Source organism: Frankia sp. CeCAU1 (genome assembly GCF_977971845.1).
The window spans coordinates 23,742-41,759 of the sequence record NZ_CDWWXA010000028.1 but is presented as its reverse complement, the minus strand read 5'-3'; the positions used below and the strand labels follow the sequence as shown (position 1 = coordinate 41,759).

The window sequence follows — 18,018 nt, the reverse complement described above, 5'->3', positions numbered from 1 at the left end:
CCTAGACCGGGTTGACCGCGAGGTTGGGAAGAGGAAGCACCGGATGCCGGCTGATCGACGCCGTGGTCGGATCGACGACGAGCTGGTGCCCCTCGCTGGGAACGGTGCTTCCCGCCGCCAGCGCCCGCAGGTCGGCGGCGAGCAGCCCCGCCAGCACCGCGGTGGCTGCCGGGGTGAACGGTGCCGGCGGCTTGACCGCGTCGGAATCGAGGTAAGCCCAGTGGGCGATCAGCTCGTCGGGGAGAGCGGCCGCGGCGAGCCGACGTCCTCTGGTGTCCCGGTAGCACGCCGTACGGCCCGGCATCGACAGGGGTCCCACGACGAACGTGTCGCCCTCGGCGTAGCAGCCGTGCCATGGCGTGTGGTGCGCCGCGCACCACTGATCGAGCCGGCACCAGTGCGAGTCCGGCAGCCACCGGGCGCAGCTGACGACGGCGTCCGAGCCGGCTACCGCGGCCTCGTCCGCCGGGCCCACGGTGCACTCGACGTCATCGATGATGTCGCCCAGGAGTTCGGTGAGCTTCCCGACGACCGGACTGTCGCCGTCGAGGTGCACCTTCCAGCCAGCCGGAACGGTCCCCGCACGCCCCGGGCCGACGAACACGCCGCGATCGGTGAGCGCGGCGGTCATGCGCTCGACGGCGGGTCGGTCCGCATCGGGCAGGGGCAGCTGGGTGGCCCCGGCCGCGACGTTCCGCACGAGGGCGAGCAGGCGGTCCTCGCCGCCAATTCGGACGAAGACGTCCCCGGGGGCGCTGTAACGCCAACTCCCGTCGGCGGCCCGGTAGAGATGGTGGCCAGGAGAGAACACGTCGGCTTTCCTCATCGGGTGTGTCGCGGTCGTGATGGGCTGGTCGTGATGGGCTGGTCGTGATGGGCTGGTTGCGGCCGGCAGGGGTCATGGCCGGCACGGGTCGCGCGCGGGCCGGGATGAACCCGGTAGAGACCGTGACCGTCGAGGACGTCCGGGAAACTGACGGCACCGACGGTCACGGCTTGCACTGGCTCACCAAGGTGCGTTCGGCGCCTTCAGTGAACCGGCGGCACTACTCCTCGTCGTCCCACGCGAACGGGCTCTGGACGAGCGCGTGCGTGGTCGGGTCCTGCGGGGCAGCGAGGACCGGCGCCTCGGCCAGCTCCTCGAACGAGATCTCCGCCATGCTTCACCTCCTTCGCAATAAAACGGTTTTCGTTTTCAAAAGGAATGCTAGCACGAGCGACGTGGGGCTGGGCTGATATCCACACATCCGCCGGGCGGCTCGTTCGGGGGCTCATTCGGCGGCTGTCACCGCCCGGACCGCGGCGTCCGGCCCACCGGGCCCGGCCTGCGGCGGGTTGGCCGGTGCCTCGTCGGCCCTGATCAGGTCCTGAAGCCTGCCGGTGTGGCCGAGGCCTGCCATCAGGCCCGCTACCAGCGCCAGGCCGACGCCGGCCGAGGCGGTCAGCAGAGCGGCCCGGGTGCCCCAGGCATCGGCGAGGATGCCGGCGAGCACGGCACCCAGCGGCGTTCCGCCCCAGGCGATCATCCTCGCGGTGGTGTTGACCCGGGCCTGCAGGCGTAGGGGGGTGACGGCTTGCCGGACGACGATGCCGTTTAGGATGACCAGGGAGGTGCTGGCCTGCCAGAGCAGCAGGATGCCCATCCCTGGCAGCCACGCCGTGTTCAGAGACCAGCCGATCAGGGCGAGCGTGCTGGCTCCGAGCGCACCGAGTGTGATCGTTCCGGTGGGGACGTGTCGGTGCACGCGGCTGAGCAGCTGGCTGACGATCAGCGTTCCGAGCGCGGCGGCGACGTAGAGGAGACCGATCCGCGGGTCGTCGTCGGGAAGGCCGAACTGCCGTACCGCGACGACGACGACCAGGCCGGTGACCGCGCCCCCGGACAGGCTGCTGCCGGCCCCGAGCAGGGTCAGAGTCCGGATGAGGCGATGCCCCCGGATGTAACCCAGGCCCTCGGCGATGTCGCGACGGGTCCGGCTCACCCGGCTGCCAGCCGGCCCGCTCCGGTCGGCCCCGCTCCGGTCGGCCCCGCTCCGGTCGGCCCCGCTCCGGTCGGCTGCGGCCGGCACGGCCCAGCGCACCCGGGAGAGCAGGATGGCACCGACCAGGTAGCTGAGCGCATCGAGGGCGAGCACACTGGCTGCGCCCACCGTGGCCGCGGCCACCCCGCCGACGGCCGGCCCGACCAGGTTGACAACGGTGCTCACCGACACCATCGCTCCGGTCGCCGCGGCCACCGCGTCCCGTCCCACGATCGCCGGGACTGCGCCGAAGCTGGCCGCATCGAAGAACACGAAGACCGATGCGACAAGCACCGCGGAGATCAGCAGATGGGGTGTGGTGAGGACACCCGCCCAGTTGGCCACGGGGATGCTGGCCATCGTCAGGCCGCTGAGGCAACTGGTGACCACCATCGTGCGCCGGTGATCCCAGCGGTCGACCAGGGCACCAGCGGGCAGTCCGAGCACGAGGTAGGGCACCGCTTCGAGACCGACCAGCACGCCCGCGAGCGTGCCGCTCCCGGTGCGCTGGAAAAGCAGCACCGGGAGCGCGACGAGCGTCATCGCCGAACCCGCCCAGGAGACAGCCCGGCTCGCCAGGAAAAGCCGGAAGGCGGGTACCGTACTCATCTCAGGTTGTTACTCATCTCAGGTCGTCCCACATTTTTGGGTCTGCGGCTCAGGCGTGCAGCGCGGCGGCCAGCTTTGTCACGCCTTCCACGCCGGCGAGGTTGGCCGAGTCCGACTGCGGGAGGAAGAACACACGGTTGTTGCGGACTGCCGCCACGGTCGGGAGCCGGGAGGTGAGGAACTTGCGGGCCTCGGCCTCGGTTTCGCTGCCGCTGAGCAGATAGACGAGGGTGCCGGGATTCTTGCTGATGAGGTCCTCCACCGACAGCTCACTGAAGTATTTGCCCTTGGGCAGGGTGCCCGCGTAGATGTTCCGCGCCCCGGCGAGCCGCGCGATGTCGGTGTAGACGCCGTCGTAGGTGTAGACGGTTCCCTGGTAGGTGGCGACCACCGCGACCGGGACGGGGTCCCTGCCCTGGATCTTCGTCGCGACCTGGCGGAGCCGTTCGTTGATGTCGGCCTGGACCTGCCTGGCCCGGCCCGGAATGCCGAAGATCATGCCGAGCGCGGTCAGGTCGGTATCGACGTCACGGACCGTCGCCTTGGTGGCGTCGTCGGTGCAGAACCCACTGAGAATCATCACCTGGGTGCCCTGGGCGGCCAGCTCGGCGATCGTGGGGAGCTGCCGGCCGTCAAACAGATAGCTGCCATCCGCCCAGATCAGGTCGGGCCGGGCGGCGAGCAGCGCCTCCCGGGTCGGTGCGCCGGTACCGAGGGCGGGTAGCTTCGCCTCCACACTGGCGTACTTCGCCGCCGGTGTGCCGCTGCTGGTGTTGTACTGGCCAACAATCCGGTCCGTCAGGCCCAGTTCGATGAGGAGCTCGGTACTGGTGGTCCACCCGGAGACGACCCGCGCCGGGGCCTCGTCGAAGTGCAGGGTCCGGCCGCAGTTCGCCACCTCAACGGGATAGCGGGTACCGGCCGGGGCCGACCGGGCATCGGCCGCGCTCGCACTGCCCGCGCCGGTGGTCGAACCGGACCCGCAGCCGGTGAGACCGGCGGTAACAACGAGCAGGGCAACGACCGCGACGCCGGCGCCGAGTTTCTTCATCGGGTTCTGTCTCCTTCCATTGCTTCATCGGGTCATTGCTTTATCGGGATTTCCGCGCCAGCTACCACCGGGGCCGGCTCGTCTGTTCCGGGCAGGCTGGAAGAAGGCAGGCTGGGGAAGGGAAGACTGGAGAAAGCGAGGTGGAGGCGGCCGGTCACCGGGTGGACGCTCCGGTCGGCGCGCACCCCGAACACGCGGCCGATGAGGTCGGCGGTCAGGACGTCCTCCGGTTTGCCCGAACAGATCACCGCGCCGTCGTGCAGGACATAGAGCCGGTCACAGAAGGCCGTCGCGAGGTTGAGGTCATGTAACGCGGCGAGCACGGTGATCCCGAGTGAGCGCACCAACTCCAGCAGGCTCAGCTGGGTGCTGATATCCAGATGGTTGGTCGGCTCGTCCAGGATCAGCACCGACGGTGCCTGCACGAGGGCGCGCGCCAGCAGGACCCGCTGCTTCTCGCCGCCGGACAGCGACGCGAACGCCCGCCCGGCGTGCGCGGCCATGCCCACGGTGTCGAGCGCGGCCGAGATGATCTCATGATCCCCGGTCGAGGTCGGGCTCCACGCGCTCTGGTGGGGGGTCCGCCCGGTCGCGACCACCTCAAGGACGGTGAAGTCGAAGCCATCGGGGCTTTCCTGCGCCAAGGCCGCGACCCGCCGCGCCGACTGGCGCGGGGTGAGGTCCCTGACCAGGTCAGTTCCGTCGAGCAGCACCGCACCGGACGTCGGCCGCACCACCCGGTAGACCGTCTTCAGCACGGTCGACTTCCCGCTGCCGTTCGGACCGACCAGGCCGACGAAGGCGCCGGGGGGACAGCCGACCGTCAGGTCGCGCACGATCTGTACCCCGTCGGCGACGACACCCAGACCTTCCAGGCGAAGGCCCGTCACGAGGCACCACTCGCCCGTCCCGACCGGCGCAGCAGCACGAGGAAGAAGGGCACCCCGGCGACCGCGGTGATAATGCTCAACGGCAGCTCCAACGGCCGGGCCACGACCCGGCCGAGGAGATCGGCCAGCACGAGGAACGTTCCGCCCAGCAGCGCCGTTACCGGGAGCAGCCGCCGGTGGTCCGACCCGATAAGCATCCGCACGCAGTGCGGCGCGATGAGGCCGACGAACGCGACACCGCCGGCGACGGAGATGACGGACGCTGTCAGAGCGGCGGTAACGATCAGCAGCTGGGTCCGCAGCCGGCTGACCGGGATCCCCAGCGAGGCGGCGGCCTCATCACCGAGCAGCAAGGCATTCAACGACCGGGCCTGCGCCAGCAGCCACAGCGTCGCGGCCACGACGATGCACGCGGGCAGCCCCAGTGTGTCCCACTCGGCCCCCGACACCGTTCCCAGCAGCCAGAACAGCACCGCGGCGAGTTGGTTCGAGCCGACCCGCAACTGCAGGTAGCTGGTGCCAGCCTGGAACAGATAGGTCAGCGCCACCCCTGCGAGCAGCAGCCGTTGCGGGTCCAGGTAACCGCGCCTACGCCCTAACGCGATCACGAGAGCCAGGGTGAGAACGGCACCGATGAACGCCGCCCCCGACACCCCCACCGCCGCGGCAAGCCCCGACGACGAGACCCCTCCCAGGGTGAGGACAGCGACCGCGGCGACGGAGGCACCCGAGGACACGCCCAGCACATACGGATCGGCGAGGGGGTTACGCACCACCGCCTGCAGCACGGCTCCGGCCACGGCCAGGCCCGCACCCACCACGAACGCCAGCAACACCCGCGGCGTCCGCACCTGCCAGATAATCTGATCGTTGATCATCGAGGACTGGGCACCGTTGCCGGTCAGATGAGCCACGACGCTGGACCACACCTCACCGGGAGGCACCGATACCGAACCCACGCCGATCGCTGCCCCAACAACGATCGGTGTCGCCAGCACCAGGGCGAGCAGAGTGATCAAGAATCTGCCGCGCGCGCCGCGCGCCGTGCGCGGCAGCACGGCGCAGGCAGTGACCGCGGGCATCCCGCGGGCGGGTCGAAGCGCCGCCACCGCCCGCAGCCGTACCGCGTCCGCGGCACCCACGGATGGCGTCGGCGTGGCACGTACCGACGTAGGTTGATCGATGGACAGCGGATGCCCCCGTTGACTCAAACGAAACGAAAACGATTTTCGTTTCGTTTGGGCAAGCTAACAGCCCTGCGCGGGCTCCGTCAACGGTTCTGTAGGGGGCAGGAGAGGATCCCCGCTCGTCGTGGTCGGGTGGTCACCATCATCCGGCCAAGCTACTCGACCGGGATCATTCCTCCGCTCTGCCGCTGCCACAGCCGGTGGTAGCGCCCCCGCCGCTCGAGCAGCTCGCGATGGGACCCTTGCTCCACGACGCGACCGTCGTCGAGGACGACGATGCGGTCCATGTGCAGCAGGGTCGACAGCCGGTGCGCGACGGCGATCACCGTCTTGTCTCGCCACAGGTTCTCGAGTGCGTTCTGGACGAGTACCTCGCTCTCGCTGTCCAGCGCGCTCGTCGCCTCGTCCAGGATGAGGATGGGTTTGTCGTCCAGGAAGGCGCGGGCAATGGCGATCCGCTGCCGTTGCCCGGTCGAGAGTTTGATGCCACGTTCCCCGACGACGGTGTCGTAACCGTCGGGCGCCCGCGAGATGAAGCTGTGCGCGTGGGCCCGCAGCGCCGCCGCCTCCACCTGCGCCTGGGTCACCGGGCCCGCGGTCCCGTAGACGATGTTGTCCCGGATGGACCGGTGGAAGAGGGTGGTGTCCTGCGGAACGTAGGAGATACCCCGAGCGAGCTGGCGGTTGGACACCGGAACACCGTCCACGGCGACCATGCCCGGTGGGAGCGGGTAGTAGCCCAGCAACAGCTTGATGAACGTCGTCTTGCCGCTTCCGCTGCGACCCACGATGCCGATCTTTTCGCCCCGCTCGATGGCCAGGTCGATGCCCGCGAGCACGAGGTTCCGGTCGTTCTCGGGATAGGCGAACGACAGGCCCTGGAACTGCAGCCGACCGGAAACCGCGGGAAGAACCGCAGGACGGCCTGAACCAGCTGAACCGGCTGAATTATCCGGACCGGCTGACAGGATGTTCCGACCGGCGAAGAGGTAGTGGTAGGCCTCCTCGATGCGGGCGAGTCGGAGATTGAGCTGCGCAATCTCCCACACCGTCCCCCAGATAAAGTCGGAGAAGAGGACCAGCGCGGAGAGGAAGGTCGTGAACTGGGCCAGGCTCATCTCACCGTGGAGGAATAGATACAGGTTTAGGACGATCGACACCGGCCAGACGAGGTACCGGACCACGAGGCTCATCGAGGTCCAGAACACAATGCTCCAGAAGGACGAGCGATACGCGGCGGCGATGACCCGGCGACGACGCCGGCGGACCCGCTCGTACTCGGCCTCCTCCTGGAGGAACGACTTCACGCTCACGAAGTTCGAGATGACGTCGATCACGTAACCGTCCATCTCCGAGACCTCGTCCGCGAGCCGCTTCTCCGCGCGGGCCGAACGACGGACGGTGTGCCTGCCGACAAGAAGCATGATCGCGACGGAACCCAGGAAGGCCAGGCCCGAGTAAAGGTTAACCGAAAACATGATCATTAGGATCGCCGGAACCTTGACCAGCTGTTCGACGTACGTGAAGCACGCCGTCTCGAGGATCTCTCGGAACTCGCGGCCGAGCGTGCTCACATAGCTGCTGATCTTTCCGGTGAACTTGCCGACGAAGTATGGATATCGCTCGTTTATGACATTTCCAAAGAGAATGTTCTCGTATTCGTAGCCCCGGTGGTTGAGTAGCCGGAGATACAGCACCTCGGCACCACGCCAGGTCAGGTCATGGCCGATGTTGCACGCGAGAAGGACGCCGGCGTACAGGTACGCGTCGTGGGTCTGTACCGGGGCGCTGGCGAGAGCCTGCACGAGAAGGCCGATGAGGACCGGTATCACGGCGAGCAGGCTGTTGGACAGGACGAAGACACCGACGACCAGGAGAGCCGGCCCCTTGAAGGTCGCGACGAAACGCAGATAGGAACGCAGGGCGGCATACCGCTCCACCCGGCGGGAAACGAGGTTGTCCACGGCGGTGCCGACATCGTCCAGGCCGGTGCCGTTTTGACCGGCGTCACGGGAACCGATGCCAGGCGACCGTATCTCCTGATGCGGAACCCCGCCGGCCACGCTGTCCATGCCGAGATGATGACAGGCGACCGGCCGGGCCCGCACCTTGTTTTTGACCAGGGGAACGGCCGCGTCCGCACCGAAGCTCACGAGGGCCTGGCCGTCACATGCGCCGGCCCGATGTACTGTGCTCTGGCACGAGACGTGTCGGACGCGCAGAACGTCCGATCCAGTGGTGCGCCGCTACCGAGGTGTAACCGACAGGAGAAATGCTGACGGTGGCCCGGTGCGTGGCCGTCGGATATCCCGAGGGAAAGGGACGTCGAGTGGCTCGCCGCCGTTACTTCCACCTGCTGAGCGCGCTTGCCATCGCCGGACTGGCGGTCGCCTGTTCCGGCGCTGGTGGCACGGAGTCCGGCGCGGGACGCTCCCCGGCGCTCGCGCGGGAGCTGGCGGAGGCCGCGGTCGCCGCCCCGGACGCCTCTCGCCTCCCGATCCTGTTCGTGCACGGCAGCCTTGGGTCGGGCAGCCTCTTCGAGACACCGGCGCAACGATTCACCGCAAACGGCTATCCCGTCGACTACGTCGAGGCCTTCGACTACGATGCGTCGTCCTCGGCCAACTCCGTCGAGGAGGTCCTTCCGGACCTCGATGCGAAGATCGCTAGTATCCTCAAGGCAACCGGGGCGAAGAAGCTCGATCTGGTGGCACATCTCGAGGGCGCCGCGCTAAGCGAGCGGTACCTGACCAGCTCATCCGACCGGGCGAACCGGGTCGCGCACTACGTCACCGTCGGAGGCTCGCTCGCGGGTAGACCCCCGGCCGGAGTGCCCACCCTGGCGGTCTGGGGCGAGAACGATCCGACCCGGCGCGTCGAGGGGGCCGTCAACGTGCGGTTCGTCGACCAGGACCGCGCCCAGCTCCTGACCTCGACGGCCACCTTCAGGGAGATGTACCGGTTTCTCACCGGAACCACTCCGCACACGACCGACGTGGTGCCGAAGCAGGGCCCGATCGAGATCTCCGGCCGGGCCCTGCGCTATCCGGTGAATGCCGGTGTGCGGGACGCCAGACTGGAGGTTCACCGGGTCGACCCACGGACGGGTCGGCGGGGGGCGAACAGCCTCAAAGGTTATTTCCACCTCTCCGGCGACGGATCCTGGGGTCCGTTCCGAGGTGACGGCGCCTCCACCTACGAGTTCGTGATCGTACGCGGCGGGGAACCCGACCACCACTTCTACTACCAGCCGTTCCGCCGCGACGATCACCTCGTACGTCTGCTGACGAGCCAGCCGGGCCAGGAGATCGGCGGCGGGATGGAGACCGGTCCCGGGCACACCGATCTGGTCGTCGAACGCCCGCTCGAATGGTGGGGGGACCAGGGGAACGCCGACGACGTCCTCAGCATCGACGGGAAGAACGTGCTGAACGCCGCCGACGCGCCCCGGTCCAAACTGGCCCTGGGCGTCTACCTGTTCGACCGGAATTCCGACGGCGTCACCCACCTTACAATGCCGATTCCGGCGTATTTCGGGATCGGCTTCATCACCGGCGTAGATGTGTTCGTCCCGGCAGGTGAGCGCTCGGTCGAAGTCGCGATGACACCGCGGGGAAAGACGGCCCACCGGAGCGTTCTCCGGGTGCCCGCCTGGCCGTCGGACCGGCATCGCGTCACTCTGCACTTCACCGGCGAGGGCTGAACGGAGGCCGAGGGTGGCCCTGCTTGGGCAGGGCAGGGCCACCTGTCCATAGCCCCCCCGACGGAGGTCTTGGGCGTCGCACCCGGCCGCGGCTCGGCGTCACGCCGGCCCCGCCCGGCGGAGGTCGCGGCTCGACGCGGGGCGGGACCGGCCTGCCACCAAGACTGACGCAGGCGACCGGGATCCGGAAACGTCAGTCAGGCATGCCTTTCTCGTATGGGCCACGAGTCTCGGAAACTTGACCCCCCGCATCTGGTTGATCAGTTGTGGTTGGGTCGGTCCCTGCCTACCGCTGGACCCCGTTGACCGAACTACCCGGCCGTCTCGGCGGTCGCATCCGCACGGCCTTGGCCGAGGATGTCCCGGCGCGGAACGCCGAAGATCGCGAATAGATGGCCGAGAGCGAAGATATTGGGAGGCGAACCGGTTTACGGCCGCCAAACCGTACCTAACCCTCCACACCTGTCCGCCGCGACGGGCCGTCGGACATCGAGGAGCGAGCCGGCATCGGTGGGCACCAGGCCCGGATCGCGCCGCTAGGGCAGCCCGGATCGCCACGGGACGAAGACCTAGTTCCATGGGTGGAACGAGGTCTTTCCAGGCGGCGGGTGCGCCTCCTGTCACCCTGGCCGGCGGCGACAACACGCCACCAGCAGCCGTCGCTGTCCGCAAGGAGTCAGACACGACATCCGCATTACCACGAAAACCTGGAAAGATCAGGGAAACCGCCGAGCCCGCACTGTCGGATACCCGACAGTCGAGCATTCAGCCGGACATCTGTGCCCGTTTGACATGGCGTCGTTATCCTGATGTGTCGACTGACGGAGGACTGATCGCCCGATTTCACTCCGGCCTTCACCGACCGTACCGACATGGAAGGCCGTTTCGATGTCGTACGAATCTGGACCTTACCGGGTATCGCCCAGGCTGTTGGCCCGGGAGGACTTCCGGGCGGCGTGCGCGACGCGGGACTTCCGCACGGTGTTCCGGCTGATGAAGAAGTACGACGGTGCCAGCCAGAATCGCATCGCATCTCCGGTGGAAGGGCTCAGCCAAAGCAGGGTCAGCCGGATCATGCAGGGCGAGGACCACATCGCCCGGCTCTCCCTGATCGAACGCATCACCGACGCGCTGCGCATCCCGGGCAGTTATTTCCACCTGGCCGCACGGCCGTGGGAGGCGGCACGGGACGTGCGCGAGCCGCCCGGGCTGCCGACGGTTCCGGCCGGATCCGGCCCGACACCGGTAGCCCACGTCGCGACCCCCTCCGTCGACCCGGCCCCGGCCCCCGGTCCCGTCGTCGCCGAGGGCCCGGGCCGGCTCCCCCCCGGACCGGGAGGCCTGGTCGTCGAGGAGGACCGGGCCGAACTCCGCTACGACGACAGCATGTACGTCGCCCACCAGCGAAGACGTCTTCTCAACGCCGGCAGCGAACCGGTAACCCGGTATCTGATGCGGATATCGGTCGACCGGTTCCCGGGAGATCCGGAACGCTCCGCGCGGTTGTACCGATCCGATCCGCTGCGCTGGGAGGACCTCCAGCTCAGCGCGCACTGTGGCGGCGAGCAGATGGCCTGGCAGGTCAAGACCGACTGGGACGCGCTCAAGGAGGTCTGGCTGCTCTTCGAGAACAGCCGAGGACGATTTCCGCTCTATCCCGGCGAATCGGCATGGATCAACTACAGCTACCAGGTGAGCAGGGAGAAGTGGGGGCCGTGGTTCCAGCGTGCCGTGCGGGTACCGACGAGTTTCCTCTCGGTCCGGCTGGACTTTCCGGCCGAGCTGGATCCCGTGGTCTGGGGCATGGAGACGTCGATGACCGCCGATGCCTTCCCGTTGCGGACCGCAATCGCCCGCACCGACTCCGGCGACCGACGGATCTTCACCTGGTCGACCACCGAGCCGCCGCTGCACGCCCGCTACCGACTGGAATGGAACTTCCGGGCCACCGTGCCGGAACGTGATCCGGCCACGGAGACCGGAACACGTCCCAGCGATCAGATGGCGGCCGTCGGCATCGTGCAGGAGGGTGAGGCGATCCTGCGGCAGCCGGCCCGCCCTTTCGCCCTGCCCAACGAGGCCGAAGACGCGCGCCGGGTCGTCGCCGAACTGTCCTCCGCCCTCGAACGGGTGTCCGTTCTGCACACCTTCGGCAAGGGCCTGGGCATCGCCGCGCCGCAGGTCGGCATCAACCGCGCCGCGGCGATCGTGCGTACCGCGGGCGGCGACACGCTCACGCTGCTCAACCCCAGCGTCATCGAGACCTCCCGGGAGACCGACGAGCAGTACGAGGGCTGCCTGAGCTTCTTCGACGTCCGTGGCCTCGTCCCCCGGCCGCTGGAGCTGCACGTCGAACACACCGATATCGATGGCAACCGGCACATCACCGTCTATCGGCAGGGGCTGGCGCGGCTCGTCGCTCACGAGATCGATCACCTGCACGGTCAGCTCTACACGGATCGGATGCGGGCCGGAACCACACCGATCCCGGTGGAGCAGTACCGGGGTACCGGCTCGGCCTGGTCCTACAACCGCTGACCAGCCCGAACGCACCCGCCCCGCGGGCGGCGTGGCGGCATGCCGACGTGCCGACGTGCCGACGGCGCAGCGCCGGGACCGGGTGTCCGACACGGACTGGTAGATCCGACATATGACATGGTTCCCTCGTGCCGTATAGTCCGGAAAGCAGGCGATAGGTGCGGGTCCGCCGGAACGTCGACACAGATTTTTTCGGAACCTGGTTGGAGACTGCCGGCAGCGGGTAGTGGAGGCTCGATCGCCACGCGGCGGAACAGATTCTCCACGCATCGCGTATTGTTTACCGCCAGCGTGACGACCCAGCCACGAACTGGGGATTTTCAGCCCACTGAACAACCTCTAGGATCGGGCGCGCACGCGGGCGCGAAACACCATTAAAAAGATCGGGACAAGTAAGTGGGGTGCACTGTGTGCATCCTCACGTACTCTTGTTTTCCCCGGGTCACTCTCAGCTATGTTCGTTGCCGTGCCGTCACCTGATGGCATGCGTCGGGCGGCACGCCGAATCCTGCCCCCGCTCGACGAGAATCAAACCTTTGGCAGGAGCGGGGGAACCAATTCCGGGCGCCGATAGAAGACGTCCTCGGGGTGAAGCCGCGATGCGCGGCCGGGCATTCCCAGCCCGAACCCGACAGCTCACCTCGCAGGCGTGGGGAAGGGCAACTCAATGTCCAACGCTCGTTCGCTCGCTCGTGGCCTCAACCGCATCAGGCTCGGTTCCCGGGCCTTGATCGCCGCCACCACTCTCGCGGCCTCGATCGGCGGTGGCCTCGCGCTGTCCCAACCGGCCAGCGCGTCGACGAACGCCGACCACTTCCTCTCCAAGGTGATCCCGTGTGAGTCCGGGGGGAACCCCCGCGCGGTCAACTCCATCGGCGCCGGCGGGTTGTTCCAGTTTCTGCCCAGCACCTGGCGCGGGGTCGGCGGCAAGGGTCTGCCGCAGCACGCCAGCGTCGCCGAGCAGTGGCAGCGCGCCCGCATCCTGTACGCCCAGCAGGGGACGAGCCCCTGGTACGCCTCGAAGCCGTGCTGGGGTCACAAGATCTGAGCTGCCCGGCTTCCCGCACCAGCCTTCACCGTCCACGCCCGGCCGGTACTGATCGGCGCGCGGCCAGCAGCCCCGTGTCCCGGACGGGACACGGGGCTGCACGCTACGTTTCCCGGTCACGGTTTCCCGGTCACGGCGACGTCGGCCAGCTCAACTTCCGCGGCCCCGCCCGGCGGAGACCCGGCGGACCCACCGATCGGCCGGCTCAGCCGATCCGACGGCGGCGGGCGATCTCGGCCAGCGTGATCCCGGCGGCCACCCCCGCGTTGAGGGACTCCACCGCACCCGCCATGGGGATCCGGACCCTCACGTCGCAGCGCTGCTCGACCAGCCTGGACAACCCGCGTCCCTCGGAACCGATCACCAGGACGAGGGGGTCGGTCGCCATCGTGAGCTCGTCGATGCTCACTTCACCGTCCGCGGCCAGACCGACAACGAACTGGCCGCCCGCCGCGTAGGAGACGAGCGTGCGGGCGAGGTTGGTGGCGCGCGCCACCGGCAGCCGGGCGGCAGCCCCCGCCGAGGTCTTCCAGGCCGCGGCGGTCACGCCGGCGGCCCTACGCTCCGGGACGACGACGCCGTGGGCACCGAAGGCGGCGGCCGAGCGCACCACGGCCCCGAGGTTGCGAGGATCGGTGACCCCGTCCAACGCCACCAGCAGACCCGGAGGAGACGAGCGCGCGCGGGCGAGGAGATCATCCGGATGGGCATACCGGAACGGCGGTACCACGAGGGCGAGACCCTGATGCGGAGCGGTGCCACACATCCGGTCGAGATCCGTGCGGCCGACGTCGGCCACGGCGATCCCGGCACGCCCGGCGAGCCGGCGGGCGTCGGCGAGCCGCTCGTCGAAGTCCAGCCCGCCGGCGATGAAAAGGGTCGACGACGGTACCCCGGCCCGCAGCGCCTCGACCACCGCGTTGCGCCCGACCACCAGCTCGTCGCCCTCGGTCCGCCGTGGGCGCCCGGCCCCCGCGGAACCCCCCACGGCGCTCGGCCCGGTGGTGGCCGCAGCTGCGACGGCGCGGCCACCATCCCCGCGCCGGCCGGCGGCCGCTCGACTCCGCTCGGCTCCGGCCGAGGCGGAACGGGCCGCAGCAGCCGCCGCCGCACGACGCTGGGCGGGATGGCCGGGGCGCAGCTGCGCGGGCGGAGTGGCCCCACGGCCCTCCAGCGCCTTGCGGCCGTGACCGCCGCTGCCCGTGGAGGCCCCCTTGCGGTGGGAACCGGCCTTGGCGGCCCGACCGCCCTGACCGCCGCGGGCGATCCCGCTGTCCCGGCGAGCGGCGCCGGCCATCAGGACCACCGACCATTACACGCCCGGGGAATGACCATGTGACCACGGTATACGGCGGACGACACCGGCGTGTCGGGGCGCGCTCGGCAGGAACTCGGCGGAGGAGCTCTGCCATGGGCATACCTCGACATGGCCGTTTCCGGGGATCCGGCGCCCTATCCTGAGGGCCGGCAGGCCCACGGCCCGACCTGATGTGGTCCGGCCGCTCCTCACCGGCGTCAGGAGGGTCAGGTGCGCATCGTTCTTCCACCCGCCGCCGGGTGGTCGCGGGCCGAAGACCGGTGGTGACCCATGGCGGAGGCGGGGTGCCACCTGATCAACATCGACGATCTCGATGCCAGTCTCACCATGCTCGGCGGAGTGGAGGCCTACGGTACCGCGCTCGTCACGGCGGCCGGGCCGCGCGGCACGCCGCCGCGGGCGTTCGGCGGGTGTGCTCCCCGACCTGGCAGTGTCACCGCCGCGGCGGTGACACTCCTGGAGAATGCCCGGCATAGAACGTTGAGCGCCACCTCCCGGCCCGGCGGCCCAGGCGGCCCAGGCGGACCCGGGGAGACGACGTGACGACGCGAGCGGAGGTGCGGGTCATGAGCGGCGGCCGCGTGACCACGCCGATCGGCAGGCCCGGGGTTCCCCGGGATGCGGGGGCCCTGCCACCATCCACCCCCGGCCTTTACGCTCTTTTAGGGTCGCCCGCCGACGATGGCGGGCGCGTCGGATCAGGTCGCCGGCACGGCGATCTACACCCTCGACGTGCCGTGGGGGAAGCTGGGAGAATACGTCTTCATGAATGTGTGATGACCAGCTCGACGAGTGCGACCACTTCGGCCGATCATCGGGCGCGCGCCGTCGGTGTCCCGAGACGGCCACGGCGAGCATCGACGATCCGGCCGTCAGCGACCCGATCGTCAGCGACCCGATCGTCAGGGGCAGGAGGCACCCAGCACATGGCTCTGCGCACACCGCCCGCATGCGTTCTCCCGGCTGTTTCCGGCCGCGTCCGCTTTCTCCCGGCGGCATGACGGTGGACCTCAACCCGCATGACGACGCCCCCACGGTCGCCTACCAGATCACCGGGAGCGGGCCGTTCGAACTCGACGACGACCTGGGTCGCTGCCCGGTGTGCGCGGCACCGGTGTATACCGACGACCGGTACTGCGAGGTCTGTGGTCACGGGCTGGAGGGTCCGAACCCCGGCCACGGCGACGCCGACCACAGCGAGGTCGACCTCGGCCAGCTCGCCGGCGTGTGCGACCGCGGCGTCCGGCACACCACCAACGAGGACGCCATGGGCCTGGCCGTCGTGTACGGCACGCTGATCGCGGTGGTGTGTGACGGCGTATCGACCACTCCGGGCTCCGGGCAGGCCTCGGCCGCCGCGGCGACCGCCGCCATGGCCGTCCTCGCGGATGCGGTGCGTGCCCACGGCCCGGGGCGCCCCGTCCACCACGGCACCCGCCCGTCGCGCGGCGTCAGCCGGGCCGAGGAGATGCTCGACATCCTCGAACCGTCGTATGCCGACTACAAGAAGCCGCGAACATCGCCCCGCGCGGTCGTCGGCGGGTTCTCCCCGGAGGACGCCGAGGCCGCGCTGCACGCCGCCGTCGACGCGGCCCAGGCGACCATCGCCCAACTCAGCGCGGCCGAGGGGCGGATGGCGCCGTCGTGCACGTTCGCCGCGGCCATCGTCACCCCGCCGACCCCGGACGGGCCGGGCATGGTCACGGTCGGCTGGGTCGGCGACAGCCGGGTCTACCTGCTCGGTCCGCGCTGGTGCGAGCGGCTGACCGCCGACGACACCTGGGCGGCCGAGGCCGCGCGCGCGGGGCTCATCCCGGCCAACGAGGCCGAGACGCACCGGCGGGCGCACACCCTCACCCGCTGGCTGGGCGGCGACGTCGAGGACGTCGCGCCGCACACCGAGATGTTCCCGATCGAGGCGCCGGCCACGGTACTGGTCTGCAGCGACGGGCTGTGGAACTACGCGTCCCGGCCAGACGTGATGGCCGCGCTCGTCAACCAGCTCCCACCCCGCTGCGAGGCCATCGACGTCGCCCGCCACCTCGTCGACTTCGCCATCAACTCCGGGGGACACGACAACATCACGGTGGTGGCCGCCCGGGTGGAGGACTGATGAGTGCCTTCGCCGCGGAGGTCTACCAGAACGAGTACCTTCCGGTACCGTACCGGCGCGTGGGGAATCGAGTCGCGCGACTACCATTTGAATGTCCAGGTGCCCGCCCGCGCGCTGGGAACCGAGGCGCGGGCGGCGCGGGTCAGCCTCGTCGTCGACGGCCGGGTGACGTCAAAGGCGCTGGTCCGAGCGGTTTGGACGGACAATGAGACCCAGCGGAGCCGGATCAATGACCCGGTCGCCCACTACACCGACCAGGCGGAACTCGCGGCCGCGGTGCTACGGGGTCTGGAGGCGCGTCGGGCCGACGACGAGGCGACTGCGACACTGTTGCTCGGACGCGGCGCTCAGCTGGCGCTCGCCTCCGGCAACGGAGACACCTACCGCCTCCTACAGAAGGTGGTTCACGTCGACAATGCCACAACAGGTACGGTTCGGTTGAAGAAGAACGCCAAGAAGATCGATGAGATGGTCCTTGACACACGGTCGACGAGGACCCTCCGGGTGAACCGGTGATCAGGTGAGGGCACGATGCCCTACGGGGCACCTGTCTCACGACCCGACTACTGCGATCGGTGCGGAATTGGGATCATGAGTGGTCAGGAGAGGTACGAATACCGTCCGGAGGACGGCGGGCGAGCTCCCTACGGAGCAGATGCCCCCGGCCGCTCGGCTGACGGGAACCGCCGGCGTGGGCCAGCCGAGCAGACCGGCCCGGATGCGGACGGTCCAGATGGCTACGACCCGTTGGGCATCCGCCGTTCGCCAGCCGACCTGCCCGGGGTGACGGACCCGCCGCGCGGCGGCGACCCGCGCGGCGGCGACGCGTATGGCGGGTATGGCCGCGACGGCTACCCCGACCAGTCCCGGGGGGGCCGCGGTTATCAGGAGGACCCCTACGGCCCGCCCGGTGGCTATGATCGTGCCCCTTACCCACGCGGGCGTGACGAGCGGCCGGCCCCCGACGACCGGATCGACCACGGGCGCGATCCCTACGGTCGGGACTGGGGCACGCCGGAGAACCGTGGCGGTTACCCCGTCGGCCGCGACAGCCGCGAGGAGCGCGTCCCGGGCGGCTACCCCGACCTCGATCCCCGCGATCCCCGCGATCCCTACGACCGCGACCCCTACAGCCGCGGCCATGACGACCGGGCCGACCGGGGCGGCTACCCCACCGGCCGCGACAGCCGCGAGGAGCGCGTCCCGGGCGGCTACCCCGACCTCGATCCCCGCGATCCCCGCGATCCCTACGACCGCGACCCCTACAGCCGCGGCCATGACGACCGGGCCGACCGGGGCGGCTACCCCACCGGCCGCGACAGCCGGACGCCGGGTGGATATCCGGACCCGCGGGGCGACCTTGATCGCGAGTCGGACACGCACCGCCGGAGCCGGCGCGACGCCGATTACGGCTACGGTGCGGACCCGCTGGGCATGGACGCCTCCGCCCCGCCCGCGCCAACCGGCGACCGGGTCACCCAGAGCCGGGGCGGCAACCCGCGGCACACGACCGACCCGCGGCACACGACCGACCCGCGGC

The 18,018-nt window shown here is 69.6% G+C and carries 14 protein-coding genes, 1 pseudogene and 1 riboswitch; of the genes and pseudogenes, 7 read left to right on the top strand and 8 right to left on the bottom strand.

Features of this window, described 5'->3' with window-relative positions; genetic code table 11:
• Position 1 precedes the first annotated feature (1 nt).
• The 7 genes from AC08OO_RS07740 to AC08OO_RS07710 form a co-directional block, all read right to left on the bottom strand.
• A complete protein-coding gene (locus AC08OO_RS07740; RefSeq protein ID WP_011438591.1) occupies positions 2-811 on the bottom strand; it encodes a TOMM precursor leader peptide-binding protein in 810 nt (269 codons plus the stop codon).
• Between the two features lie 235 nt (positions 812-1,046).
• Entirely contained in the window at positions 1,047-1,160 is a 114-nt protein-coding gene (locus tag AC08OO_RS07735; protein ID WP_023840694.1) for a streptamidine-related RiPP repeat protein, read from the bottom strand.
• Between the two features lie 111 nt (positions 1,161-1,271).
• Positions 1,272-2,630: an MFS transporter gene (locus AC08OO_RS07730; protein ID WP_476609013.1), complete on the bottom strand. Its 1,359-nt coding sequence runs from the start codon at positions 2,628-2,630 to the stop codon at positions 1,272-1,274.
• Between the two features lie 49 nt (positions 2,631-2,679).
• A complete protein-coding gene (locus AC08OO_RS07725) occupies positions 2,680-3,681 on the bottom strand; it encodes an ABC transporter substrate-binding protein (protein WP_476609012.1) in 1,002 nt (333 codons plus the stop codon).
• Between the two features lie 32 nt (positions 3,682-3,713).
• Complete coding sequence (locus AC08OO_RS07720; protein ID WP_476609011.1) at positions 3,714-4,571, bottom strand: ABC transporter ATP-binding protein; 858 nt, start codon at positions 4,569-4,571, stop codon at positions 3,714-3,716.
• On the bottom strand, positions 4,568-5,713 hold the full coding sequence (locus AC08OO_RS07715; RefSeq protein WP_011438596.1) for a FecCD family ABC transporter permease: 1,146 nt from the start codon (positions 5,711-5,713) through the stop codon (positions 4,568-4,570). The genes AC08OO_RS07720 and AC08OO_RS07715 overlap by 4 nt, the downstream gene beginning before the upstream one ends.
• A 200-nt stretch (positions 5,714-5,913) precedes the next feature.
• Positions 5,914-7,830: an ABC transporter ATP-binding protein gene (locus AC08OO_RS07710; RefSeq protein ID WP_476609019.1), complete on the bottom strand. Its 1,917-nt coding sequence runs from the start codon at positions 7,828-7,830 to the stop codon at positions 5,914-5,916.
• A 257-nt stretch (positions 7,831-8,087) separates the two neighbouring features.
• Here AC08OO_RS07710 and AC08OO_RS07705 point away from each other — a divergent pair, with 257 nt between their 5' ends.
• The 3 genes from AC08OO_RS07705 to AC08OO_RS07695 all read left to right on the top strand — a co-directional run bounded on the left by AC08OO_RS07705 (position 8,088) and on the right by AC08OO_RS07695 (position 13,047).
• The gene (locus AC08OO_RS07705; protein WP_476618368.1) at positions 8,088-9,461 is read left to right on the top strand and encodes a lipase; all 1,374 of its coding nucleotides are present in this window, start codon (positions 8,088-8,090) and stop codon (positions 9,459-9,461) included.
• Between the two features lie 888 nt (positions 9,462-10,349).
• Positions 10,350-11,999, top strand: a complete 1,650-nt coding sequence (locus AC08OO_RS07700; protein WP_476618367.1) for a peptide deformylase — start codon at positions 10,350-10,352, stop codon at positions 11,997-11,999.
• Positions 12,000-12,488: 489 nt separating this feature from the next.
• Positions 12,489-12,664: riboswitch (cyclic di-AMP (ydaO/yuaA leader) on the top strand.
• Between the two features lie 2 nt (positions 12,665-12,666).
• Positions 12,667-13,047 (top strand): transglycosylase family protein, encoded by a 381-nt coding sequence (locus AC08OO_RS07695; protein ID WP_476606665.1) that lies wholly within the window; start codon positions 12,667-12,669, stop codon positions 13,045-13,047.
• A gap of 205 nt (positions 13,048-13,252) precedes the next feature.
• Here the strand turns inward: AC08OO_RS07695 and rlmB are convergent, their stop codons facing one another.
• Positions 13,253-14,344, bottom strand: a complete 1,092-nt coding sequence (rlmB, locus tag AC08OO_RS07690) for a 23S rRNA (guanosine(2251)-2'-O)-methyltransferase RlmB (RefSeq protein ID WP_476609007.1) — start codon at positions 14,342-14,344, stop codon at positions 13,253-13,255.
• Between the two features lie 291 nt (positions 14,345-14,635).
• Between rlmB and AC08OO_RS07685 the strand changes: the two genes are divergently transcribed.
• The 4 genes and pseudogenes from AC08OO_RS07685 to AC08OO_RS07670 form a co-directional block, all read left to right on the top strand.
• Positions 14,636-14,908 carry a hypothetical protein gene (locus AC08OO_RS07685; protein ID WP_476609006.1) on the top strand — a complete coding sequence of 91 codons (273 nt, stop codon included), beginning with the start codon at positions 14,636-14,638 and terminating at the stop codon, positions 14,906-14,908.
• A gap of 226 nt (positions 14,909-15,134) precedes the next feature.
• Entirely contained in the window at positions 15,135-16,478 is a 1,344-nt protein-coding gene (locus tag AC08OO_RS07680) for a PP2C family protein-serine/threonine phosphatase (protein ID WP_476609005.1), read from the top strand.
• A 99-nt stretch (positions 16,479-16,577) separates the two neighbouring features.
• Positions 16,578-16,994 carry a hypothetical protein gene (locus tag AC08OO_RS07675; RefSeq protein ID WP_476606668.1) on the top strand — a complete coding sequence of 139 codons (417 nt, stop codon included), beginning with the start codon at positions 16,578-16,580 and terminating at the stop codon, positions 16,992-16,994.
• Positions 16,995-17,069: 75 nt separating this feature from the next.
• Positions 17,070-18,018: pseudogene (locus tag AC08OO_RS07670) on the top strand (FHA domain-containing protein); the annotation flags it as partial.